Here is a 26,029-nt window from a genome sequence, read left to right on the forward strand (position 1 = left end):
CAGATAGAATTATACAGAATCAATTTCTTACCATCACGCATTCATCTGTGAATATGAAAATATTATTCGCATAAGTTTCCCAAAATTCCGCAGATAGCTTTTCGACTAATTCCTTACGCGTATACTTTCCCGCCATTATAACGACGTTATCAATATCCTTTCCCGTAACTAGTAAACTCCACCCTTCTTTCACCCCTTTTACATATTGTGGATCTTTTTCTTCATATTTTGCTAATTCCTTTATTTCAGCCTCCGTAAGTATTCGTGGGGCAACAAAAACGAACAAGATATATTCCGGCGACACGCCATTTTTTTTAATAAAACGGTCATTAATATCAAACAATACAATTGGTGCACGTTTTGTGCTAAAATTGTAGATTTGATTTATTTTCTTTTCGCTAAACCCGCCCCTTTCACTAACATACAAACCAAGCGTTTCATGCGTCGACAAAGGACTCTGATCAAAAAAAGCGTTCAACCCATTGGAATAAGCGTGTATTATTTTGATTTTGTTTTTTATAGTCTGTTTCCCGGGAGCCCAAATTTTGTCAAATAATTTTCCGGGAATTACAGGATAAAGATTTGAAATAATGTCAAAATCTGGATTAGCTACGTTCCAGTTGTCAGCTCTTATCAGCATGTCATATTCTTCAAATGATCTTCTACGTTTTATAATATTATTTTTTAATACTGCTTCCGATTTTAAAGTAAGAGCAACTTCATCAAGCTGAATATTATCTGCAGAAATTAACTTAGTCAAAATCGGTTTTTTTGTCAATGTGTCCAATTGAAATAAGTACCAATTTTTTATGGTAACTTCTTTTGACAATAAAAATTCGTTTATAGAAATTTGTTTATCCACTGCCATTGCAAGCCCTTTCCAAAAAATACCCCCATACTTTGTTGCCGCTAGTTCGTTAATAAATAAATTGTCAGCGAAATCTACTCGTTGAAATACATATTCCCATATCAAATTAAATTCGGACGAATCGATCTTAAATTTATAACGTTCAATATGTTCCTGGGTCACCGATAATATCTTTTCGAGCAAAAGCTTAGTAATGTCTTCTGCAATTTGTTCGCATTCTTTTGGATAATTTACTATAGCTGTTCGGTCTACCGATAGTTGCGGCCTGAGTTCACCTGTGTAATTTAAAACGCCAATTTGAATTAAAGCGCTCGAGTAGTAATCTTGTATACTAACCGCATTACCTCTATCTAAGCTAATACCGTCTATACTAATACCATTAGAGCCCACTTTCGGATATGCATATAAATCTTTGACATTATCGAAATGAAAACTTTTTTTTGGCAGTGTCAAAATTAAGATGAATTCTACACCATTTTTAGATACTTCGACCCTGTAATTGTCTAAAAATTCTACTGCTTGTGCGATTTTTTGACGGAGTGGGTATGACCTGTGAAAGTTGTTTTGATAATCTACTAACTCAAGGTCTTCGTCGGTAAGTTTCAAGTCAGTGTTAGCTGGATCTATCAACAGTGGTTTCGATATAATTTCCAGAATGGTAAGATCGTTCATTTGGACACCAACAGTAATATTTTCAGGAACGATTTGCACAAAGTGATTTAGTTTACTGTACAGGTGATTTTCAAACTGTTTCTTTAGCAATAAGTAATGTTGATACTGGTCAGGTAGATTCGATTGAATACCTAATAAAAGTAGTCCGATCTTTTCAATTGGGCAGGTATTTAATAAATCATCAAACGTTGGATTTAATTTGACTTTTATAATGGTGCCTGAAGCGAGTATCTTCTCCTTCTCGATGGGTAGTGAATTCTTATAATAAAAATTTTCATGGGGGCCATCAATACAACAGGAAACATAGTCACTATTTGTCGTTTTCGTAGTAATTTCAATTCTATCGCCGATCATAAAACAAGACAAAATTCCAATTCCAAATTGAGAAGTCGGGGTAAACTTGCCACCCCAATTTGCTTGCTGCTTAAAAAAATCTGAGGACTTATAATAAGAATTGCCAATTTTCAAAAGAAACTTTTCAATTACCTCTTTAGTCATACCAATTCCATTGTCAAGACAAAAAAGATAGCTCTCTTCCTCTTCCTTCACAATACCAAAGACAATTTTTCCGTTAACCGAGGCCCCCGATAATAAGTTTTGCGACAGCATACACCGACAGGCATCTAACGAATTTTGATACAGTTCGCGAAGGCATGCAAGTCTATCTTTGTATAAGCCGATTCCCATTAACAATTCAATAATCTTATTTTGATTTAATGAGAAACTAAGGCCTCTTTTAGGAAAAAAACTATCCTTATCATTATTGATATTAGTCCGATCTACTTTATCTTGCAATTTGGGAATGTAAGACTTGTCCCATTGACGTTGAAACTTAAAATAGTTTTGTATTTCAACTTCAATCCAATCGATATATTGATGTAGTTTGAAATAAGTATCGGGAGCATCACAATACGCTCTAAAAGATATTAACCCATTTTCAATGGAGTAATTAACTCCGCTATTTTTTATCGCCCACTGTTGAAAACTGTATTCCGATTGAAAAATACGGGATGATCTCAGATCAATTGGCGCTCTATCAAAACTAAAATGAATTACATCCCCAAGCCGAAGCATAATTGCAACAAATTGGAGGTTCGCTCCTTGGGAACCGTAATACTGTGCGTTTTTGCTAAAATCATTAATATAAGAAGTGTCTTCACCATGAGAACGACAGATAAGGGCTAAGTCATGCGCTAATTTTTTACCCCAATTGGGCTGCTCAAACGAAATGGCGAAATCTGCTTCTAAATTCTTTATGTACTTTTCAATCCGGGAATGGTGTGTAATTCTAATAAAGTCAATCCTAATAAAGTCATTGAGTTTGTCAAACTGCTCTAAATTGTCTATTTTTTTTAGCTGATCAGCAAAGCCATTGCGATGATTTTGATAGTCGATAAGTAGCACACCTAGATATTCCAACAATTGAGACTCAGTATCAGGACTAAATAGCCATTTTTTTACGTCTCCGTTAAATTTGTCATATAACTCACCTTTTCTCTCATTGACTAAGTTTATTGCTTCGGACAATTTCAAAGTTGGCTTCAGATCGTGTTTAATTGATTTTGCGCTTAAAAAAAATTGTTCATTGCCTTCGGTTAGTTTTAACGTATTTAATTCCCAATCTGACGGCGCCATCGCACAGTCGTGAAAAAATGCGGAAAGCTGAAGTAGAAATAATTCATAACATGATAATTTTTTAATGACCTCATCTCCAAGTAATTGCTCGATATTAAGTATTACTTTCTCACTGTGCTTCTCATCGTGAATGTCAAACTCGGTTAGAATGGTGCCGATCCGTTTTAGATGATTTCTTGCTTTTTTTTCAAGAGAGTCAACCAGATTATACAACTTAAGTTCAATTTTTACATCGTCACAAGCCTTGTCACTCAATTCCTTAAGTTTTTCTTTAACTGTCATTTATATTGTAATTAGTGTTTGATTTAATGCAAAGCATGTTCATTTGCAAATCAGTCAATAGCTGAAAATATGTAATTAAGTGATTTAGATTTTTACTGTTGATACTAATGTACAGGTTAGAAGCCATAACTGAAACATATATATTCTATTTCCCGGAGACTCTCTGTCCACTAAGTCTCCCACAAGCATTTCCCCCGATGCCTGCTAATAACCGCTTGCTAAAACAATCGCATAATTAATACGGGCTTCCACGCTGTTAGAAACGTAGTCGCTCCGCTGGTTAGTAATCATACGGCTGCAGCCACCAGGCTCGAAGGCCCCCGAATGTTCGGGACAACAATCGCTACCCCGGGGATGTTGCTACATGGCGCGCGGGATACCAAAACGCTGGCAGCAAGGCAGGAGCCTTGCTGCCAGCGGAAAAATGCTTGCAGGAGCTTGTGAGCGTTTTATTATTAAATCAATTTAACCAGGATTAAAATTTAATTTATTTGGCCAGCGATTTGATCCATAGCGCAATCTTTCGGGCATCCTCTCTAGGAACCTGTGGCATCGGCGGCATCGGTGTTGAATAATCGGGCCAATGTTCCGGCTTAGGGTTATGGATCAGTTGAATCAATTCGGCCACACTGTATTTTCGTTTAGCTACGTCAACATACGCCGGACCAACCTGCCTTTTTGTAGCATTGTGGCACGAAAGACAGGTATTTTTCAGCAGGATAGCCTGCACTTCAGCATAAGCGGGAACAGCATTTAACCCGGCGGCAGATTTTACTGCCGTGCCCTTTTTACCCGCCACACCTTTTTTCAGGTTGTCCGAAACTGCGGCTTTAGCCGAGTTTACCGTACTTACTCCCGTCATGGACAGTTTTTGTCCTTCGGGGATGTTGTTTAGCGTATAATATGCCGTTGGATGAACTAAATTGAAATAATTCTCCTTATCGCGGATGCCGTTAAGCGTAATAGTATGGATATAATACCGGCGTAAATTGTTAACAATAAGCCTTGCCTTTAAACCATCGTCGGATACTTTAACGCCGGCTATAGGGCATTTTTCAGTATTTACAGGCGGGCTTCCATATACGCCGTGATATTTATAAATGAAGCTTTCTATCGAGTACGATGCAATATCTTCCGCCACTTTTTTATCAACCGGTTTGGTAAATTCTATTTCGAAGCCATCGGGCATGGCACGGATGGCACGCATTTCAAACGGAAGTTTGTTGTTCCATACCAAACGTTGCAGCCCCATCGTGGCCTCTCCCGCCGATCCCCAGCCACGGTTAGTTTCGCCCGTAGCCAATGAACCATCTGCCAGCCAGGCCAGCCTTACAATTCCGGACTGAAAGCCGCTTCTGAAAGCCCAGGCAGCGCCCTGGTATTCGCCGTTAACTTTTTCTAAAAATATCCTGTCGACCATGCTTTGGCCCTGGTCGCATATCAGTAGTTGCCCTGCAAAAGGGCCAAACGCACCCTCCGGAATCTTAACAATTTCGGAGTTTGAGATCCCTAATATGCCATGAGGCAACCAAACAGCGGGTAGCTGTAGTTCCGGAATTTCTTTTTTGGCTTCAAACTCAGTCTTAAATTTTTCATTAACCACGTCCTGTGGTTTTACAGGTTGACCGTTTTTATCAAATTCTATCCTTGGGTTGTTTTTGCTATAAAATTGTTCAGAAGTTAGTTTCAATGGCGAATTGGGCAAACTTGTCCAAACCAGGCTTGCAGGGTGCCCCATAAAAGCGCCTTTTTTTATCGGCATTATACTGCCCGACCCTACCCAGTCGCCCTGGTTATCGGCATACCAAAGTTCGCCATCAATCATACTGATACCGCAGGGAGATCTAAAACCGGCTGCCCATGGGGTAACAGTGCCATCTTCCTTAATATTTAAGGCCCAGCCCCTGTAAGGTACAAAACTTTTAGGGTGCCACCAATCGGGCGGGAAGCCCAGGTTCAGGGTAACAAAGAATGAGCCATCAGGTGCAATTTTGGGGCCGAAGCTATATTCATGGTAGTTACCCGATAACGGCCACGCATAAATAGTTTCAAAAACATCGGCCTTGCCATCCATATTGGTATCAACCAATTTGGTAAGCTCGCCCCGCTGAACAACATATAAAGCGCCATCTTTCCAGGCTGCTCCCAGCACCTCATGCAGGCCCGAAGCGAATTTACGAAAGAAAGGGTGCTGCCCCGCAGGATTCTCAACCATAAAAATGTCACCGCGACGGGTAGTCACAGCCAAAGTACCATTAGGCAGCGTGCACAAACCGCCAACTTCAAGTATGGTGCCTTCGGGTGCGGGCACTTTCATGATCTTAAAAAAATCGTCTTCCTTTGGCGATTCGGCCTGGGCAAAAGTATTTTTTATATCGCCCAACAGCACAATAGTTACCAGCGTAAATAAAAACGTGCCCCTGTTTATCATTTGTTTTAAAGTATTGTTCATGATCAAGGCAGCTTAAAAAATAATTGAATAAGTTAATTTGTTTTGTATCGGAATGATAAGCTCCTGCTTTCCTCCCGCATCACGTACAATAGCTTTGGCTCCCCCCACAGCGTCATCAACGCGGATATAATAGGACTTATCATCAATAGCATACAAACCGTTTCCAAGCGTTTCGATATTGCCCGATGCAAGGTGATAGAACAGGCCCGTTACAGGATTTGTAAGTGTTATTTCCCTGTGAATGCCCTGCCCTTTATCCATTACGCTACTGGCATCACTTACCGGTGAACCGTAAATAATGTATTTAAAAGCCGGCACATCTTCAGCATTTAAAACATAGCCTTTGGGCTTGTATCCCGTGCCCGCAGTATCCAAAGCCCAGGCGGTATTTGCATCGCTAAGTTTTTCAATAGCGGGTACCGGCTTGCCAAGGTATTGAACAGAACCGGCCGGGCGCGAAGAACCGTCGCCCCTGTCATGCCACATCGGGGTAGCATCCAAAAAACCTCCGCGCCACATCCCCACAATCATTCCTTTATCCAGGTCGTAAGTGTAATGCAACAGCTCAGGGCTGCCCACATTTACCCCATGTGTAACCCTTATGCCTCCCGGCAGATCAGAGAAACTACGTAGAATGGTGTTTGAAGTGGCGTTGATCAAAATAGGATCAACAGGATCATTGTTGCTAACATTAGCATCGCTTAACAAATATTCACGAATACCCGGGCCGGATGCAGTAAGCCCTAACGCCGGCTTCGCCCAATCAGCAGTTTTTGAATAGAACAATTCAAATGGATGATCGCCGGGTTGTAATTGTATTGCACCTTCACCCCGGTTCTGGCTTACTGTCACAGCATCGGTGCCATTTATCCTTAAAGTTCCTTTCCCGCCCGGTACACTCAGCTTAAAAGCATATTCGCCGGCTTCTTTAACCTGGATATTTCCTGTGTAACGGATCAAAAAATCATTGTTTAGCTTACTTAAGTTTGATGACAACACAGGCGAAGCCCCCTCAGATTCTGGCTTTAGCTTCTTATATTCATCACCTAAAATAGCACCACCTTTATAAACCCAATATTTCAGGTTTGAAAGTGTCAGGCGGGGTTTGTCAAAACTGGTTATTTTAATATTTCTAAACGCTAACGGGCCATGGTCGCCCTGCAAACGCAGCGGACCCGTTGCTGCTTCTTTATTAGCCATCGCACCGCGGGTTGGCCCGGAAAGCTCTACATTATCCTGGATCAAAACACCATTCAACCAAACAGAAAGCACTTTCGCGTTTGAAACCTTTTGGCCGTTGCTATCAAAGCGCGGCGCCTGGAACGAAATTTTCATATGCTGCCATAAGCCCGGCGCACGACTGGCATTTTGCCTTGGCGCATGGCCGTCATACCCTTGTTGTCCTTCGGGTTTGCTATCGTCCCAACGTTCATAAATGCCCCCGTTATCGCCAGGTTTCGGGTTTACCGTTCCCCAGCTATCCAATAGCTGGATTTCATAACGCCCCTGCAAATAGATGCCTGAATTTGAACCTTTGGCCATCATATAATCAAGTTCTATGTCGGCATCGCCATAAACAGTTTTGGTAAAAAGGTCTTTAGCCCCCATTTTACCAGTAAGGTTTACTAAAATCCCGTTACCATCTTTAACAGTTAAAACTTCATCCTGCACAATATCAGCCTGCGCACCGGCTGCTATCTTCCAGTTTGGCGATGGGTTGTCGAAAAAAGAAAGATCATTAAGGGGTACCACGCTTTGCGCCCGGAGTTGCTGGCAACCCAACAGGCAAACACACGCTATCCAAAACCTTTTTTTGCCAAAGAGTTTAGGAGATTGGTTAAAGTAATGCATTGATTTTCAATTATAATTGGTTAGTTGGCTAAGGCACCTACCTAATGTAGGTATTGCATCTAAAAACAAATATAATAAATTTGTGCAATCGATTGCAAAGATTGTTTTATCATTGCCCGGTGTAATTTCGTTCGGTCCGAAAGCCCCTAAGAAATTCCCTGCTTCCGCAAGCTTTTTCCCTTTGGTTATATTATAATAGGGGGGTTAGGGGAGGAAGTGCTTGCGGGAAGACGTGAGTCTTGCGGCATTTTAGCTAACCGTATAAACAGCTTCCAATCATTTAGCAAAACCCAATTTTGTGTTTTCAAATATTCTGTATTAATGAAAAACACTCAACCCGGCATAAGCATCCATCACCTTCTCCCACGGCACATACCCTACTATAAAATTCAACAGCACATGCTGAACGGCAAACATTGCCAGGGCAATTACGTAGGGTTTACGGATCTTGCCGCTGCGGTGGTCATCCCAAATGAGGGCTAAAAGTGCAAGCTCCGTGAGGAAATAACTTACATTGAGGGTACGGTTGAATGAATTGATGGCCGGTATCAAAAACAGCAGCCGGCCTAAGCCGGGGATGATAAAAATAAATACAGTGGCGGCCATGTAGCGTGCATGTTCCTGGATCTTGCGCCGGCTTACAATAGCCATCACATAAAAATACAGGAACTGGACAACCGATAAAAAATCGACAAAGGCCAGCTGGTAAACAGAGTTGGGCGGATAATGAGCTTTGGAAGCGATCATGGTTTGCTCCATTAAACATACGCTTAACACCACAAAGGGCACCAGCACAAACGATATTTTACCCAAAACTCGGTGCCATTTCAGCGTGCCTTTGGCAGTGAGCAAGGGCTGCACAATCAGCAGCAGCATCCAGCATAAGGCAGCCACACCGTGAAACTGGTGCTTATTATCGGTAGTGCCAAATTGCATCAGGAAGGAATTATAAAAGCCCGCCAAAATAACCAGCAGACCAAACCCGAAATACCAGGGTGCGTTGCCGTATAAGGGTTTCTTTTTGCGCTTCGTTTTTACCGGTTGCTGGTGTGGTAGGGTTGTATCCAAAATTCAGGTTATTTTAATGTTGATATTAATTCTAAAAATAATACAAATTAATAAACAAAAAAATAAAATCCGGGATAACCCCATAGGTGTTCGGAAGATTCTTTTTTGATCCCCCGCTCCTCTATCGAACGTGCGAAGGCATGCCACCCTGAGGTACAAGCCTGCCCTGAGTCTTATCGAAGGGAAAGGTTTGCGTAAAGCTGATATTTTTCAATCGGTTTGTCATCCCCGGCTAATCTTTTCAATTAACGGAACGAACGTTCCATTAATGTTTTACATTTGCGGAACGATTATTCCAAATATAGAAAAATTAATAATTCAAAACCATGAAAAAGTTAGCAAACAAAGTAGCAGTAATAACAGGCGCATCAAAAGGTATTGGCGCAGGCATAGCCAAAAGCCTGGCAGCCGAAGGCGCATCGGTAGTAGTAAACTACTCATCGGCCAAGGAAGGCGCCGACAAGGTAGTAGCCGATATCATCAGCAATGGCGGCAAAGCCATTGCCGTACAAGGCAACGTATCAAAATCGGCCGATGTGGCCCGTTTATTTGCTGAAACCAGTAAAGAATTTGGCGCGGTAGATATATTGGTAAACAACGCCGGCGTTTACAAATTCGCCCCGATAGAACAACTTACCGAAGAAGAATTTCACAGCCAGTTTGATACCAACGTGCTTGGCTTATTGCTCACAACACAAGGTGCGCTGAAAAGCTTTAACGAAAACGGCGGCAGCATTATCAATATCGGTTCGGTTGTAAGCAACATTGCCCCGATCGGCAGCTCGATTTACACCGCAACCAAAGGTGCGGTTGATGCCATTACCCATGTATTATCAAAAGAGCTTGGCCCGAAAAAAATCAGGGTAAACTCCATCAATCCGGGAATGGTTGAAACCGAAGGCACCCACAGCGCAGGCTTTATCGGCAGCGACTTCCAGGCAGAAACCGAGCGTACCGCACCACTTGGCCGTATTGGTCAGCCGGAAGATATTGCGTTGGTGGCCGTATTCCTTGCATCAGAAGAGTCGCGCTGGTTAACAGGCGAAACTTTGCTTGCAGGTGGCGGTGTGAGGTAAGAAGAAGTCCGAAGTCGGAGGTCAGAAGTCGGAAGTAAAAATCCGGGACGAAACACAACCTGATAAGTGCGGCAGTTTAATTTTTCTGACCTCCGGCTTCTGATTTCAGACTATCATTTTAATAACCTCTTTAAATTGAATAGCTTTGCTTAATTGTAAGCGAGGCTATTCCTGTTATGGCAAGAACAAAAGATTTTGATGAAACCGAGGTGCTGAACAAAGCCATTGCTATTTTTTGGCACAAAGGCTACAACGGCACTTCCATGCAGGACCTGGTGGATGGCCTCGGCATCAGCCGCTCGAGCCTTTACGACACCTATGTTGATAAGCACACACTATTTGTTAAAGCATTGGAGGCCTATCAATGCGCCGGCTCGGCTAAACTTTGCGGTATCGTTAACAGCGGAGGATCTGCTAAAGAAACCGTAAAGACACTGCTTGAATATATTATCGGTGAACTGCTTGGCGACCGGATGCAGAAGGGCTGTTTTATGGTGAATGCCGAAGTAGAAATAGCCCCGCACGACCCGGAAGTTAGTAAACTGGTGTGCCAGAACGACCAGCAGGTTGAAGATGTTTTTTACCAGGTAATAAAAAAAGGACAGGAAAGTGGTGAGATTACTAACCGGCAGGATGCGCGCGCCCTTGCCCGCTTTACATTTAACACCATAAAAGGCTTACGCGTAACCGCCAAATCAACCGTAGATAAAAGTGTGTTCGACGACATCATCAGGCTGGCTTTGTCTGCGCTTGATTAAAGCCACCTTCTCCCAAGCTGATTCTTGACTCCTGGCTGCGGCTACTGTTTCTTTTTTATGTTCAGCTGCAACTGCGTCCGCTGTAACTACATTGACTGCTGCTGCGTAAAAGCACCTGAAAAAACGTAACTTGTAATAACATTACCAAACCTGCATGGCAATAAATCCCCCTTCACGTAATTACGGCCTCGATATTTTAAGGGTGATTGCCTGTTATATGGTAATACAGGCCCACGCCGGCGAGTTTTACTATATCGGCAATGGCGACCTGGTGGCAAATAAAGTTGATGCCTACTGGGTTGGCTGGTACACGCCGTTGTGCATTGTGTCGGTGCCGTTGTTTGTAATGATATCGGGGCTTTTTCTTTTCCCTGTGAAGGATGTGCCTGCTTTTTTCAAAAAGAGGTTCAGTCGTATAGCTATTCCTTTTGTTTTATGGTGCATTTTTTATGCGCTCTATTATTATTTAAAAGGCTATGCCGATATGGGGACCACTCTTGCCCATATCGCCAACATACCGCTAAATTATGGGGCGCAAATTGGCCACTTGTGGTTTGTGTATATGCTGCTGGGTATTTACCTGTTTGCCCCTATCCTGTCGCCATGGATACAAACGGCTACCCGTAAAAATATGGAGTTTTACCTGCTACTGTGGGGCGTAACACTTTGTATTCCCTACATCCACCTGGTTATACCCGAAATTTGGGGCGAGACTTTCTGGAACCGCACCCCCATGCTCTATTACTTTTCGGGCTTTTTGGGCTACGTGGTGCTGGCCAATTATATCAAACGCTTTCATATGGAGCCCCGGCAATGGAACTACCCGGCAGGTATTGTACTCATTATTGTGGGCTATGCGTTAACAACCTATGGATTTTTACAAAGGCTGCCAACCGAAACGCATGTAAGCAAACTTGTATTAACCTGGGGGTTCGAAACCATTAACGTTGCCATGATGACCACCGGCGCATTCCTGATGTTTAAAAACATCAGCATAAAAAACCCCGACCGGCCGTTCATAAAGCTGTGGATAGATATTGCCGCAAAAAGCTATGGTATTTACCTGGCGCATATACTTGTGTTAAACGCGGTACACTCGCTGGTTGACAAACGCTTTGCCAGTGCCGCCGTTAAGATCCCTCTTATCGGCGTCTGTACTTTCATCTTAACCTTCCTGGTTGTTAAGTTACTATCCCTGCTCCCAAAGAGTAAATGGTTGGTTGGTTAAAACTATGTAAACCTTCGTTCGCGTAATTTGGGCTAAAAGATACCCGGGGGCACCCCTCGGGCGAAATTTAAATCCCATAATGTTAAATCCTTATTAAGCCCTTAAAATTTCGACAATGTCCGAAATATGTCATACTTTTTAAAATAATTTAAAAAGCCACCTACTTTTCATGGCATTTTTTTTAAGTTTAGCAATTATTTCTCAACCATTACTTAATTACCTAAAGAAGAATCTTATGAAGATTAATTTACCATTAAAATTTTGTTGTTTAACAGCGGCTTTATTAATAGCCTGCTGTATCAATGGCTACTCAAATCCATTGAAAATCAAAGGGATAAATGGCAAGGCTGTACATGCCCAGGGCCCTGTTAAAGGGATTGTAAAAGATAACACCGGCGAGTTGTTGGTTGGCGTATCTGTATCGATAAAAGGCACCACAACCGGTACGCAAACCGATGTTAACGGTGCATTTACTTTAAATGCCAACCCGGGCGACGTGTTGGTGTTTACCTACATTGGCTACGCCAAACAAGAAGTTACCGTTGGCACCGATGCCAATATTACGGTAACCCTGGCGCCCGACTCGAAACAACTACAGGAAGTGGTTGTAACAGCATTAGGTATTTCAAGGGAATCAAAAACCTTGTCGTACGGCGTGCAAACCATTAAAGGCACCCAGGTTACTGACGTTCCTGATGCAAGTTTGGTAAACAGCCTGTCGGGTAAAATTGCTGGTGCGCAAATCACCAAAAGCTCATCAGGCGTAGGTGGCTCAACCAAAGTTGTATTGCGTGGCAACAAGTCGATTAACGGCGATAACAACGCGCTTTATGTAATTGACGGTATCCCGATGCCACGCAACCTAAGCGGCCAGATTGGCGGCGTATTTGGTGGCATGGATCGCGGTGATGGTATCGAAAACCTAAACCCTGACGATGTTGAAAGCATTAGTGTATTACCAGGCTCTTCGGCGTCAGCGCTTTACGGCGGCCAGGGATCAAACGGCGTTATTTTAATAACCACTAAAAAGGGTAAAGTTGGTAAACCGCTTATCAGTTTTTCATCAAACACTACTTTTGAAAAACCGTTCGAAATTCCAAAACTGCAAACTACTTATGGCGAAACAACTGAAGAAAATGGCGTTCCCGTTACTTTCTCTCCCGAAAGTTGGGGGCCAAAAATAAGTGCCAACAATTCTGCCGATCCTAAGTCATTCTTTAACACTGGCAAAACTTTCATCAACGCACTTTCATTACAAACCGGTACTGAAAAAAATCAGAGCTATTTCTCTTTCGAAAGCACCAATTCAACCGGCTTGATCCCGTCTAACAAGTTAGATAAGTACAATTTTACAGCAAGGAATACCAGCAAATTCTTTAATGATAAACTAACGCTTGATGTATCGGCTAACTACGTAAGCCAAACAGTTAATAACAGGCCAAACCAGGGTTACTATTATAACCCCCTGGTATCATTATACCTGTTCCCCCGCGGAGTTGATTTTAACCAATATAAAAACAACTATGAAGTTTACGATCCTACCCGTGTGTTATTCGCTCAGAACTGGCCCTATGCTATCAATGACATTGCTACACAAAACCCATACTGGATCACAAACCGCAACAACAACCAGGACAAGCTAAACCGTATACTAGGTACCGTTAGCTTGAAATATGAAATCACTAACTGGTTAAATATTGCCGGCCGTTTAAAAGTCGACAGGACTGAAGACGTTTTTGAATCCGAAAATTTTGCTACCTCAAGTAACGTACTGGTAGGCCCTAAAGGCTCTTACGGTTACAATCCAAGCAGCATTAACCAAACCTATGCAGATCTGATCGCCAACGTAAATAAAAAGTTTGGCAACTTCAGCCTTACTGCAAACATCGGTGGCAGTTTGCAAAATTCACAAACCCAGGGATCAAATACAAATGGTGCCTTGCTGAACATTGCTAACGTATTCTCCATAGCTAATATCGATTATACAAAAGTACACCCTACCCAATATGCCGACAGGCAACAGATCCAATCTGTATTTGGCACAGCTACGTTAGGCTATAAGGATTATTTATTTTTAGATGTAACCGGCAGGAATGACTGGGATTCGAGTTTAGCCTTTACAGCTAAGCAGGATTTCTTTTACCCTTCGGTTGGCTTGAACCTGGTATTAAGCCAGCTTACAAAGCTGCCTGATTTCATCAGCTTCGCTAAAATCCGTGCTAACCTTACCAACGTTGGTAACGGTGCAGGTGCAATCCCGTATGCTACCAACCCAAGCTACGCAGTATCAAACGGTTCTGTAAATTCAATTGGTGCAAAGCCATTCTTAGATCTCAAGCCCGAAAAAACCCGCTCTTATGAGTTAGGAACCGACCTGCGTTTATTTAACGATAAACTTACTTTTACATTTAACGCTTACAAATCGTTCACTAAAAACGAGATTTATTCTATTAGTGCCAGTCCTACAACCGGTTATAGCACTTATTACTTTAATGGCGGCGACTTAGAGAACAAAGGTTTGGAGTTAACTTTGGGTTACAATGCTAAATTTGGCGATCTTACCTGGAAACCAAGCTTTAACTTCTCATTAAACAGAAACAAAGTGCTTGATGTATTGGAATACACCGATCCGGCAACAGGTAAATTAACCACCCTTGATTATGTGAACCTATCAGGCGATGTGTTCAACTTAAGGGTACAAAAAGGTGGCGCTTACGGCGATATGTATGCCCTGGCTTCCGAAAAAGACGCCCAGGGACATTACATTGTCGATGCAAACGGCGTTCCGATCAAATCAACCTCAGAATACACGAAAATCGGTAACGTAAACCCTAACTTTGTTGCAGGTGTGCAAAATGAGTTTACTTACAAAGGCATCAGGTTAAGCTTTCTTATCGACGGTAAGTTTGGCGGACAGGTTGTATCAGGCACACAGGCAATCCTTGACCAGTACGGCGTTTCAGAAGCTTCTGCCGCAGCACGTGATGCCGGTGGCGTGAATGTTAACGGCAAAATGGTTGATGCAAAAACTTACTATAAAACAATTGGCGGCAGAAACCCTACTGCTGATCTGTATACCTACAGCGCGACAAACATCCGTTTACGCGAACTGGTGTTTGGATATACTTTACCGGGCAGCCTTTTAAACAATAAGGTTAAAAATATTGGCATTTCGGTTGTTGCCAGGAACCTTTGGATGATAAAAAATAATGCGCCGTTTGACCCGGATGCTAACTTATCTGCAGGAAACGGTTTGCAGGCCCTTGACGTATTCAACCTCCCATCCATCAGAAGCTTTGGCTTTAAAGTTAGCGCCCAGTTCTAATTGTCAGATTCATAAATGATATTAATATGAAAACAAAATATTTAAATAAAAAATTAGGTGTCGCTTTAGCTCTTATAGGGCTGGGCTTCACTGTCACCCAATCTTCGTGTACCAAAAATTTTGAAAAGTATAATACCAACAAGTATAATGCTACCGACTCATTGTTGAAAATTGATGGCGAAGGCTACGGATCATTCCTGATCCCGATGCAGTTAGGTGTTATAAACTCAACAAACTACAACTTCCAGGTTCAGCAAAATTTGAATGCCGATATTTACTCAGGCTTTATGATGTCGGGCGATCCGTTTAACGGCGGCGTAAACAATACCAACTATGGTTTGGTTTCGGGCTGGAATACAGCAGCCTTTGATTTGGCTTACCCGTCAATAATGAGTAACTGGCAATCAGTTTACAAAAAGGCTGCTACAGCAGCCCCTGACTTTTTAGCGGTAGCTTACATTTTAAAGGTCGAGGGCATGCACCGCCTTACCGATATCTACGGTCCTATTCCGTATATTCAGTTTGGCAAAGGTGGGCTTTCAACACCTTATGACAGCCAGCAGGCCGTTTACAACCAGTTTTTCGCTGAATTGAATATAGCCATTAAAACTTTAAAAGATTATATCGTGGCTCATCCCGGCGCTAAGCCAATGGCTGCTTATGATTTGATTTATGGTGGCGATTATACCAAATGGCTAAAATTTGCCAACTCATTAAAATTACGTTTGGCAATACGCATTTCAATGGTCGACCCTGCCACAGCAAAAACCCAGGGCGAGGCAGCGATGACCGATGCAGGCGGCCTGATTGCGAGCAATGATGACAATGCTTATGTACAAGCTGCAAACGGGGTAACGTTTACGAACCCGCTTTGGTCTGTTGACTACGAATATACCGACATTAACCTCGGCGCGCCAATGGAGTGCTACCTTAAAGGATTTAACGACCCAAGGCTTGCGGCTTACTTTGTGCCAAACAAAAACGGCGAGTTCCGTGGTATCCGTAATGGTGTTGCAATTAGCTCAACCAGCCAGTATGCCGACGCAAGTAACTTTAAATTGACCAGCACATCACCTATCAGGTTTATGGCCGCGTCAGAAGTTTATTTCCTGAAAGCAGAAGCAGCATTACGTGGCTGGAATGCCGGTGGTACAGCCCAAAGCTTTTATGAGCAGGGTATAAACACCTCGTTTGCGCAAAGCAATGTATCATCAGGCACTTACCTCAGTGATGCAACAAGTACTGAAGCGCCTTATGTCGATTTATCAAGCGCTGTAAACAACGTACCGGCCAACTCACCTTACTTAAGTAAGATAACCGTTAAATGGAATGAGGCAGATACCTATCAGCATAAGTTGGAGCGCATCATCACCCAAAAATGGTTAGGTTTATGGCCTGATGGCCAGGAAGCATGGTCGGAGTTCAGGAGAACTAATTACCCGGTTTTAATGCCTGTTGTAGTTAACAATAGCCAGGGAACAATCAGCACCATGGATTTTATCCGCAGGCTGCCATTCTCTGCAAACGAGTACAGGGATAATAACCAGGAAGTAACCAAAGCCGTAGCCCTGCTTAACGGCCCCGACAACGGCGGTACACGTTTATGGTGGGATTTAGCTACCAAAAACTAATAACGTTAATTATAAATACGAAAAGGCCCTTCAAAAGAGGGCCTTTTTGCATTATCTGCTTTTTTTACAGATTATTTTCTTTAATCTGTAAATTCTGCTTTATGCCTTAAAAACAATTCAATTTTCCTGGCCAAAATTTTCCTTTATTTTTTTAATTTTTGTTTGTTGGCGCAGCAATCAATCCAAATAAATATCTAATAACCCCTCCGGCAAATCAACGCGCACTATCTCCTTCACCACATCTATGCCTTTAATTATTTCCTCGTTAAGCGGGAAAAGCACTTCGCAGTTTTTATAGGTAACGGTGGCCAGTATTTGCTGCGGGTATTCCTGCACGTCGGTAATTTTGCCGAGCTCGCCTTCATAATCGTCAATAGCGGTAAAACCAACCAGGTCGAACAGGGTAAATTCAGCTTCTTTCTTTTTGGGCTTCAGCTTATTTGGCAGATAAATATCTTTTTTAGCAAGCGTGGCTGCCTTTTCAATTGTATTCACATCTTCCAGGAACAGGTAGGCCGCATTTTTTTGCAGGTATTTTATCGATTCTACAAAATAGGGCACCAGCTTACCGGCAGTTTCAACAAAAACGGTATTGAACTTTACACTTTCAATTCCATCAAAATCAACATAAATATGCAGCTCGCCTTTAAGCCCTTTGGGTTTTAAAATACTGCCTATGCGAAAACAATCTTCGGTTGTCATAACATTGAGTTGTTACGGGGAATGTATATTAAACAACAATGGCGAAGTAACTTTAAGTTCTTCGCCATTGTTTATAAATTCTTGTCTGAAATTATTCAGCGCTGTCTGCAGGAGTTTCGTCAGCTGCAGCTTCCGGAGCTTCAACAGCTTCTTCTTCGGCAGGGGCCTCAACTTCTTCAACTTCAGGCGTGTTTTTAGCAACAATAGCCGCAGCTTTTGCTTCTTTCTTTTTAGCTTCGGCAGCCAAAGCAGCTTTACGCGCTTCGTCTTTTGCTGATACTAAACCTGTTTTCTTACCTGTAATTTTTCCTTCTTTGGTATCTAACCATTCCTGGAATTTTGCTTCAACCTGCTCTTCAGTTAACGCACCTTTTTTAAGGCCGCCCTGTAAGTGTTTTTTGTACAATACACCTTTGTAAGATAGTATAGCACGGCAGGTATCTGTAGGCTGTGCACCATTGTTAACCCAATCCAACGTTTTATCGAAATTGATGTCGATAGTTGCAGGGTTAGTGTTTGGGTTGTATGAGCCTAAACGCTCAATAAAACGTCCGTCACGCGGCGCGCGCGCATCGGCTACCACGATGTAATAAAAGGGTTTACCTTTTTTACCGTGTCTTTGCAATCTGATTTTAGTTGCCATTTTTTAATTTTATGTATTCAACATTGTCCCCGGAGTCCTTTCTGCGGGGATGCAAAGGTAGGTATTATATTTATTAATTGGAAATGATTTCGTCATTTAGTGATTGGAGGTTAGTTGATTAGAGATTAAGGGGGAGTGATCAGAGGCTGGTTAATTAGAGATTAGTTGAAAAATGACCTATATTCCGAAATTGGCATTCCTACTTCCGCATTCACCAACCTCTAATCTCCAATTAACTAATCACTAAAATTCACTTTCTTCTTTTAAAAACCGGCAGATATGTTTAGTATCGCAAAATAATAGCTGGTTGCAGCCATTAATGTGTTTTGAAGCAAAATCCCGGTAATTTGGCCGGGCAAATGGTTAAAATTTAAAATAATAGTTAACTTTATAAAAATGCCCAGGCGCTAAAATTAAATTATGCCCGATTTGCCTTTTAACGAACTTGGTTTTTTATTTGACGATAACCCAAACCCCATGTGGGTTTATGAAGTTCAGTCGTTGCGGATTTTAAAAGTAAATAAGGCGGCGGTTAAACACTATGGTTATACCGAAGACGAGTTTTTAAACTTAACCATCCTTAACCTTCGCGAACCGGCTGATGTTGAAGAATTTAACACATACTTTAAAAAACATAGCCTGGCCGATCCGAATTCAAAAGGCCCTTCGTACGCGGGGATTTGGAAGTACAAAACAAAAGCCGGAGGTATCGTTTATGCCGAAATTACCAGCCATGCTGTCACCTATAAAAACCAGGCTTGCCGCATTGTTGTAGCCGCCGATGCTACTGACAAAAGGCGTTACCAGGAAGAGGCGCAACTTAAGGAACAGGAACTGATCGGCACAAAAAACAGCCTTGAAGCACTGATAAACAATACCGACGACCAGATTTGGTCGGTTGATACCGAAACCCGGTATGTTTACATGAACCAGGCTTACCGCAGCAAAATCACCCACATTACCGGGGTTGAGCCTAAAAAGGGCGATTACTCGTACCTGCACCCGGGCTACAACAAACAATCGGTGGTGAGCTGGCAAAACTATTACAAAAGGGCGTTGGCCGGCGAAATATACAACGTGGTTGATGAAAGCATCGATCCTGATACCAAAGAGGTACTTTCGTTCGAGATAAGCTTTAACCCGATATACACCTCAACCGGCGAAATAATTGGTGTCGGCTGTTTCGCCCGAAATATTACCCAGCGCCTTAAAACGGAACAGGCCATGGTCGATCAAAATGAGCGCCTCCGGAACATCGCATCACTAACATCGCACGAATTAAGGCGCCCCGTAGCCAGCATGCTGGGTCTTATTGCCATAATGGACAGGGTAAACTTTTTTAACCCCGATAACAAGGAAATTATTGAGCACCTGCTAACCGTTGGTAACGAAATTGACGAGGTGATACGCCTGATAGTTGATAAAACTTTTATTGGCCATGAACATCGGCCGGATAAGTATCAAACTCCATGAACCGCTGATTTAAGGTGATTACGTTAATTTCGCTGGTTATGGTTTAACAATTGTTGATATTAAAACATTACAAAGCAAAAAGGCGATGAGCCCAAACCCATCGCCTTTCCTAAACTTATTGAACGAGTGCTACTAATCAGCCTTCACCCCATATTTATCAGCAAACTTTTTATAAAGCTGTTTGTGCAAATTATCAAGGTTGATGTTGCGGCCCTGTATAAATGCATAATCAACATCAATGCTAATCATATCCAGCGCATCGCCTTTTGACACAAACAGGTTGGCGTCTTTGCCGACTTCCAAAGTACCTGTGGTTTTGTCGATACCTAATATTTTTGCATTGTTAATGGTGATCATCGATATAGCCTGCTCTTTGGTTAAGCCGTAACCCACTGATTCACCAGCCTCGAAGGGCAGGTTGCGCTGGCGCCAAAAACCTATACCTGTCAGACCATAGGTTACACCCGCATCCTGCAGTATTTTTGGCAATTTGTATGGCAGGTACACATCATCTTCCTCTTTATCCGGCAGGCGCTGGGTTTCTTTTAATATAACCGGCACGTTATTGTCTTTCAAAACATCGGTAACCAGGTACGACTCATTGCCACCTACAATAACCACCTGCACGCCCATTTTTTTGCCAAAATCAACCGCCTGTATTATTTCTTTCGCACCTTCGGCGTTTACAAACAGCTTTTTAGTACCGTTAAACAAACCCTTCATGGCTTCCAAACGGATGTTGGTTACTTCGGGCTTTGCAATATCTGCGTATGCCTTTGCCTCGTTAAACAGGTTGGTGATAGCGTCGATGGCTTTTTGCGCCCTTTCGGCCGGCGACTCCTGCGGCACACCGGGTGTTGGTACGGCAGGCCTGCGGCGGCCGCCCTGTACCCTGGCAACCGGCCAGGTTAGGTGTATAGCAATATCGGCCTTATAAGCAGCGTCCTGCCAGTTCCAGGCATCCAGTTGTACAACCGACGATGTACCTGAAATGGTGCCACCAACAGGTGTTGGCTGTGCCAGCAAAATTCCGTTTGACCGCACAGTTGGAATCACCTTTGAATCAGTGTTAAATGCGATCAGCGAGCGCACATGCGGGTTAAGGTCGCCGGTTTCTTCTTCATCTACTGTACCGCGGGCTCCCTCTTCAATTTCAACCAGGCCCAGGGTGGTTATGGGGCATATAAAGCCCGGATAAATTTGTTGACCTGTGGCATCAACTACATCAGCCCCGGCAGTGTTAGGTGCCGAGCCTTCGCCAATAGCCGTTATCTTGCCCTTATCGAAAGCTATGTAGCCATTGTTTATTACGGTGCCGTTACCTACGTGAATGGTGGCTCCTTTTATTATTATTGGCTTCATTTGCGCCTTTGCCGGCGATATGTTTGCCTGTCCGTTTGCGAGGATGGTGCTTAGCAGTAATCCTCCAAAAAGTATGAATATCTTGTTTTTCATTTTATGCCTCTTTTAATTTGTTAACCGAATATCCCATCCGCACATCTTCATATCTGCACATTCGCACATCAATTATTTACCATTCGAGTTAGTTTGTCCCACGCCATCGCCCGATACAAATTCATCATCTTCATCGCTTTCGTTGTTGCGGGGGCGTCTTCCCGCCGGCCTTTGGGTTGCAGCGCCTTTGTTTTTGGCAGCAATCATTTTCTGGATAATCCGCGCCTCTTCGGCCTTTATGGCTTTCTGGTTGGCAGCGTCTTTTTCAATATCCCAATATGGTATGCCGTCTACATAGGTCTTTTCGGCAACTGCATAAATTGAAAGCGGGTCGGCCGACCATAATACCAAATCGGCATCCTTACCAACTTTAATACTGCCCACTTTTTTATCAACGTGCAGCATAGTAGCCGGGTTAATCGTAACCAGTTTCAAAGCCTCCTCCTCGCTCATTTTACCATAAGCTACCGATTTACCTGCTTCCTGGTTTAAGCGGCGCGCCATTTCTTCATCGTCAGAGTTAAAAGCAACGATAACGCCTTCGTCATGCATTAGCTTTCCATTGTAAGGTATCGCTTCGGCAACCTCGTTTTTGTAGGCCCACCAGTCGCTAAATGTTGAACCGGCAATACCGTGTGCTTTCATTTTGTCAGCCATTTTGTAGCCTTCTAAAATATGGGTAAAGGTGTTTATTTTGAAGCCCATCGAGTCTGCAACGTGCATCAGCATGTTGATTTCCGACTGTACGTACGAGTGGCAGGTGATAAAACGCTTGCCATCCAGTATCTCCACAATAGCATCCAGCTCAATATCGCGGCGCACATTGCTGCCTTTTGCGGCACGCGCAGCTTTATACTCTTTAGCGCGGGTAAACTCATCAATATAAACTTCCTCAACGCCCATACGTGTTTGCGGGAAGCGGGCGGCACCGGTAATTGGGCCGTTGTTGCTGCCTTTTACGTTTTCGCCAAGGGCGAATTTGATAAAGCCGTCTGCGCCTTCAAACTTCATATCGTCAGGCAATACGCCCCAGCGGTGTTTGATCAGCTGGGTTTGGCCGCCAATAGGGTTGGCCGAACCATGCAAAATGTGCGAGGTAGTAACCCCACCTGCCAGCTGCCGGTAAATATTGATATCTTCCGAATTTAAAATGTCGGCGATCCTAACCTCGGCGCTTACGGCTTGGGTGCCTTCGTTTATGCTGCCGCTGCCCGCAATATGCGAGTGCTCATCAACAATACCCGGCGAAAGGTGCTTGCCGGTAGCATCAATAACTTTGGCGGTGCCCGGTGCGAGGCCCTTGCCTACGGCTTTTATTTTGCCGTTTTCAATCAATACGTCGGTGTTTTTCAGGATGCCATCTTTATCGCTGGTCCAAACAGTGGCATTTTTAAACAGCACCGATTCAGCTTTTGGCAATTCGGTGGCGCCGTAGGCCATAAACGGGTAAATTACCGGGCCGGCCACATTATTTGCTTTCGGCACATCGTTACGGTTGCGGTCGGGCGCAGCAGGACCTGTATAGGCCGCGCTCCATTTTATTTCGCTGCCATCCGGCAAAATGCCGCTGCCGTTAAAGGTTAATGGCGATGTTTTGGTGATGTAACCGTTTAGCCTAACGTTGCCGGCAGGTTTGTTCTTCAGGTCGAAATAGATGCTTACCATGTCGGCGATGCGGGTAATAGTGCCTGTTGCCCGGGTGCTATCAGCGCCGGTACGTTCCAGGTTAACGGTGTACGCACCAGGTGTGCCGCTAATTTTCAACACTACATTTTGCAAAGCGTCGCTGGCAAAACTATAGTTACCACGCAGGTCGGTCACATCAATTTTGCTAACCACATACTGGCGGCCCTCAACCCAGTTTTCGAAAATCACGTTGTCTTTTTTAAACAAATCGTCAGACGTGATAATGAAATTGGCCATTTTACCCTTGGCTAACGAGCCTACCTTATCAGCTACGCCCAGCATTTCAGCAGGGATAGCAGTTAATGAGTTTAGAGCTTGTTTTTCGGTTAAGCCATTATCAAGAGCGGTGCGCAGGTTTGTCCAAAAATCGCGGACGTTCGTTAACCCGTACGATGTAATGGCGAATTTTATACCTGCTTTTTCCATAACAGCAGGATTGGTTGGCGCAAGTTCCCAATCTTTCATTTGAGTATAGCTCACATTGCGGGCATCAATCGGGTCTTCCACATCGAAAGCCTCGGGGAAGGTAAGCGGAATAATGAAGCTGCCGCCGGTAGCCTTCATGGCGTCAATGCGGCGGTATTCCTGCCCATCGGTTTTAAAAATATATTGTTTGCCAAACTCCTTGCCTATTTTATTGGCGCGCAATACGCTAAGCGGGTCGCCAACCTCAAAAATCTGGGGGAGTGCTTGTGTACGGTTAAATTCGTCAAGCGAAATATTGTATTCCTCTTTTTGATTTTTGTACCACTGTGCATCATAATAAGTTTGACGCAGCAGCGCTATGCTGCCCATTAACGATGAAGGATAATTGGTTGCCGCGGTGCCTTTGCTAAACGAGTAGTTGGCAGCAGCCTGGTCGTTCAATATTACAAAGTTATCGCGCTCGTTACCCAGGGTAACCACTGCCGAAGTGCCGCGGGCAATGCCATCGCGTATTACGGAGTGCACTGTACCAAAGCCGTTCTTTTTAAATTCTTCGGCTTTCGAATCATCGGCATGGAAAACAGCCTTTACATTCATTTCGGGCTTAATAGCTTCGTTCCAGCCGTAAGCGCCGGGTTTGGTTGATACCGGCACAGCCGCACGGCCAAAACCGCCCTGGGCAAATGCTGCTCTTGGCGCATCGGGGATGCCGTAGCCGGTGTATGCATCAACAAGACTGGGGTAAATGTACTTGCCTTTCAGGTCGATAGTTACATAGCCTTTGGGGATTTTAACATCAGTGCCAACAGCTTCAATCTGCCGGTCTTTAATCAATAAGACGCCATTGGTAATGGTTTGTTCGGCATTTACAACAATGGTGGCATTGGTAAATGCATACTGTCCGGGTCGGATGTCCCAGGCGCCGTTTACCGGGAAAGTTTGCTGTGCCCGGCATAGTAAGGCAAACAGCATGGCGCAGCCAAGAAGTAAAAGTTTTTTCATGTTAATAGTTTAGTCAGTTACGGAGCTAAATATATTAAACATTAGCGAAATCCCTGATCGCAAGGAGAGTATTATCATGGATTTGTTACAATGTGGAAGTCCGGAAGTCGGAAAAGTCAGTAAAGACCGAAAGATGACTTGCCGGCCTTGAAGTTTCTCTGGTTTTGCCGGATGGATTTAAGTGAGAAAAATGTATAATGACATTAACAGCAAGCAGACTATTCTCCAGTATTTATCATCTATTTGTTACAATTTCCAAAAAATTAAAAAGAGAGAAATGCAACCTGTAGATTAGTGAAAATTAATTTGTTACGATGATACAAATCCCTAAAGACTTGCTGAATCACCATACGCATATCAGGCTGAGGCTATCAGATATGTATGCCGTGCTTATTGATAAAAAGCGGCCCTTTAGCTGTGATGATACCCTGCAAACGGCACATTGTCTTGAGTTTGTTTTAACCGGTTCTATTGAAGTGAGGTATGGCAGCAGCGTGCATCACCTTAAGGCCGGGGATATACAATTCAGACGACGCGGCAATTACCAGATATTTCCATCAGATGATTATACCAGCCTGCTTATTTTTATGGAGAATGAGTTTGTCGATTATTTTTTGGAAAGCCACGTCCCCGTAATTAGATACGAAAAGTTTTGTGCCGATATGCCGCCGTTTACATTTAAAACCACAGAGTTTATAAATGCTAATATTAAGCAGGTAATCCAGCATATTTTACATCCCCAGGAATATTCGAGGTGTATCGTAAAATTTGCGGCCCATCAAACGCTATTGCAAATTTTGGCAGGCGACAAGACTAACACCTTTGTGGCTTTCCTGAAATACCTTGTCAGCGAAAGGAAGGTGGACCTGGCTTACTTTATGGAAGCTAATTTTAACAGGCAGTTGTCGATACCCGATATGGCAAAGCTTACCGGCAGAAGTGTAAGCGCCTTTAAAAAAGAATTTACCGAACGCTTTCACACAACTCCCGTAAAGTGGCAGATAAACCGCAGGTTGGAATATGCTGAATACCAGCTAAAAAAATCATGCGACCCGGTGTCGCTGGTAGCTTATTCGAGTGGGTTCGAAAATATATCCCACTTCTCGAAAGTGTACAAGCAAAAGTTTGGTGTTTCGCCTAAAGATACGCGTGATGAAGAGGAAGTAGTGTTCTGACAGCAAACAAATAGAGCTTCACAGCAAAATTGCAGCAGGCGCAAAGCCCCAACTTTGGGGTATGGAAACTTTAAAACACAAACGCCCGGCGCTAATATTGATAGATACACCGCAGGGCTTTTTTAGCAAATTTTTAGAAAAGATCACGGCAGCATATTCACCGGTTTCACAGGTATTGGCGGTGATTAAATAAAACACGATTTCAAGATTAATAAGATTTACAGGATTGTAACGCAGGTTAAAATCCTGTAAATCCTCAGTATCCTTAAATCGTGTTAATAGATATACCGCACAAACGCTTCCATAGCCTCATATTCGGCCATGCCCAGTTTATCGTAAGCATGAGCGGTTTCCCTTGTGCGGTCCTCAGCCCTTACCCAAAACTCCCTGGCATCATCACCCGGGAAAACAGGGCGGTCCTTTTGGCTCTGGTGCTTGAAGATGGCATTTCGCTTGCGGATCACTTCCTGCGGCGAAAGGGGTACGGCCATTTCAATTTCGTGCGTTTCAAACTCCAGCCAGGCACCGCGGTACATCCACAGCCAGCAGTCTTTTACCCAGTCCTCTGTTTTTTGCAGTTCTTTCAAGGCACCTAATATGATGTTGAAACAAACCAGGTGG

The 26,029-nt window shown here is 43.4% G+C and carries 16 protein-coding genes and 1 pseudogene; 8 read left to right on the forward strand and 9 right to left on the reverse strand.

The window, feature by feature from the left end; genetic code table 11:
- Positions 1 to 19: 19 nt before the first annotated feature.
- The 4 genes from Q0R52_RS27390 to Q0R52_RS27405 form a co-directional block, all read right to left on the reverse strand.
- The gene (locus Q0R52_RS27390; protein ID WP_295801401.1) at positions 20 to 3,457 is read right to left on the reverse strand and encodes an ATP-binding protein; all 3,438 of its coding nucleotides are present in this window, start codon (positions 3,455 to 3,457) and stop codon (positions 20 to 22) included.
- Between the two features lie 487 nt (positions 3,458 to 3,944).
- A complete protein-coding gene (locus tag Q0R52_RS27395) occupies positions 3,945 to 5,909 on the reverse strand; it encodes a c-type cytochrome (RefSeq protein WP_295801403.1) in 1,965 nt (654 codons plus the stop codon).
- 12 nt (positions 5,910 to 5,921) lie between these two features.
- Positions 5,922 to 7,760, reverse strand: coding sequence for a family 16 glycoside hydrolase (locus Q0R52_RS27400; RefSeq protein ID WP_295801406.1), 1,839 nt, complete (start codon positions 7,758 to 7,760; stop codon positions 5,922 to 5,924).
- A 318-nt stretch (positions 7,761 to 8,078) separates the two neighbouring features.
- The gene (locus Q0R52_RS27405) at positions 8,079 to 8,828 is read right to left on the reverse strand and encodes a hypothetical protein (protein WP_295801410.1); all 750 of its coding nucleotides are present in this window, start codon (positions 8,826 to 8,828) and stop codon (positions 8,079 to 8,081) included.
- A 326-nt stretch (positions 8,829 to 9,154) separates the two neighbouring features.
- Here Q0R52_RS27405 and Q0R52_RS27410 point away from each other — a divergent pair, with 326 nt between their 5' ends.
- The 5 genes from Q0R52_RS27410 to Q0R52_RS27430 all read left to right on the forward strand — a co-directional run bounded on the left by Q0R52_RS27410 (position 9,155) and on the right by Q0R52_RS27430 (position 16,846).
- The gene (locus tag Q0R52_RS27410; RefSeq protein WP_295801412.1) at positions 9,155 to 9,904 is read left to right on the forward strand and encodes a glucose 1-dehydrogenase; all 750 of its coding nucleotides are present in this window, start codon (positions 9,155 to 9,157) and stop codon (positions 9,902 to 9,904) included.
- Positions 9,905 to 10,080: 176 nt separating this feature from the next.
- Positions 10,081 to 10,662, forward strand: a complete 582-nt coding sequence (locus Q0R52_RS27415; RefSeq protein WP_295801414.1) for a TetR/AcrR family transcriptional regulator — start codon at positions 10,081 to 10,083, stop codon at positions 10,660 to 10,662.
- Between the two features lie 154 nt (positions 10,663 to 10,816).
- Complete coding sequence (locus tag Q0R52_RS27420) at positions 10,817 to 11,890, forward strand: acyltransferase family protein (RefSeq protein ID WP_295801416.1); 1,074 nt, start codon at positions 10,817 to 10,819, stop codon at positions 11,888 to 11,890.
- Between the two features lie 235 nt (positions 11,891 to 12,125).
- Positions 12,126 to 15,215, forward strand: coding sequence for a SusC/RagA family TonB-linked outer membrane protein (locus tag Q0R52_RS27425; RefSeq protein ID WP_295801417.1), 3,090 nt, complete (start codon positions 12,126 to 12,128; stop codon positions 15,213 to 15,215).
- 26 nt (positions 15,216 to 15,241) lie between these two features.
- The gene (locus Q0R52_RS27430) at positions 15,242 to 16,846 is read left to right on the forward strand and encodes a RagB/SusD family nutrient uptake outer membrane protein (protein ID WP_295801419.1); all 1,605 of its coding nucleotides are present in this window, start codon (positions 15,242 to 15,244) and stop codon (positions 16,844 to 16,846) included.
- 177 nt (positions 16,847 to 17,023) lie between these two features.
- On the opposite strand, the gene rimM is transcribed toward Q0R52_RS27430, so the two are convergent.
- Positions 17,024 to 17,548: a ribosome maturation factor RimM gene (rimM, locus tag Q0R52_RS27435; protein WP_295801420.1), complete on the reverse strand. Its 525-nt coding sequence runs from the start codon at positions 17,546 to 17,548 to the stop codon at positions 17,024 to 17,026.
- A gap of 91 nt (positions 17,549 to 17,639) precedes the next feature.
- On the reverse strand, positions 17,640 to 18,191 hold the full coding sequence (locus Q0R52_RS27440; RefSeq protein WP_252793676.1) for a 30S ribosomal protein S16: 552 nt from the start codon (positions 18,189 to 18,191) through the stop codon (positions 17,640 to 17,642).
- A 420-nt stretch (positions 18,192 to 18,611) separates the two neighbouring features.
- Between Q0R52_RS27440 and Q0R52_RS27445 the strand changes: the two genes are divergently transcribed.
- Entirely contained in the window at positions 18,612 to 19,664 is a 1,053-nt protein-coding gene (locus Q0R52_RS27445; protein ID WP_295801422.1) for a PAS domain S-box protein, read from the forward strand.
- A 132-nt stretch (positions 19,665 to 19,796) separates the two neighbouring features.
- Here the strand turns inward: Q0R52_RS27445 and Q0R52_RS27450 are convergent, their stop codons facing one another.
- Together Q0R52_RS27450 and Q0R52_RS27455 are read right to left on the reverse strand one after the other, a co-directional pair.
- The gene (locus Q0R52_RS27450; RefSeq protein ID WP_295801426.1) at positions 19,797 to 21,119 is read right to left on the reverse strand and encodes an amidohydrolase family protein; all 1,323 of its coding nucleotides are present in this window, start codon (positions 21,117 to 21,119) and stop codon (positions 19,797 to 19,799) included.
- A 72-nt stretch (positions 21,120 to 21,191) separates the two neighbouring features.
- A complete protein-coding gene (locus tag Q0R52_RS27455) occupies positions 21,192 to 24,233 on the reverse strand; it encodes an amidohydrolase family protein (RefSeq protein WP_295801428.1) in 3,042 nt (1,013 codons plus the stop codon).
- 314 nt (positions 24,234 to 24,547) lie between these two features.
- On the opposite strand from Q0R52_RS27455, the gene Q0R52_RS27460 reads away from it, so the two are divergent.
- Both Q0R52_RS27460 and Q0R52_RS27465 read left to right on the forward strand, forming a co-directional pair.
- Entirely contained in the window at positions 24,548 to 25,408 is an 861-nt protein-coding gene (locus Q0R52_RS27460) for an AraC family transcriptional regulator (RefSeq protein WP_295801430.1), read from the forward strand.
- Positions 25,409 to 25,469: 61 nt separating this feature from the next.
- Positions 25,470 to 25,601 (forward strand): hypothetical protein, encoded by a 132-nt coding sequence (locus Q0R52_RS27465; protein ID WP_256484551.1) that lies wholly within the window; start codon positions 25,470 to 25,472, stop codon positions 25,599 to 25,601.
- Positions 25,602 to 25,683: 82 nt separating this feature from the next.
- Here the strand turns inward: Q0R52_RS27465 and Q0R52_RS27470 are convergent.
- Positions 25,684 to 26,029 (reverse strand): annotated as a pseudogene (locus Q0R52_RS27470) (glucosamine-6-phosphate deaminase); the annotation flags it as partial.

The sequence above is a fragment of the Mucilaginibacter sp. genome, from assembly GCF_025359345.1.
Classification (GTDB): Bacteria; Bacteroidota; Bacteroidia; order Sphingobacteriales; family Sphingobacteriaceae; genus Mucilaginibacter.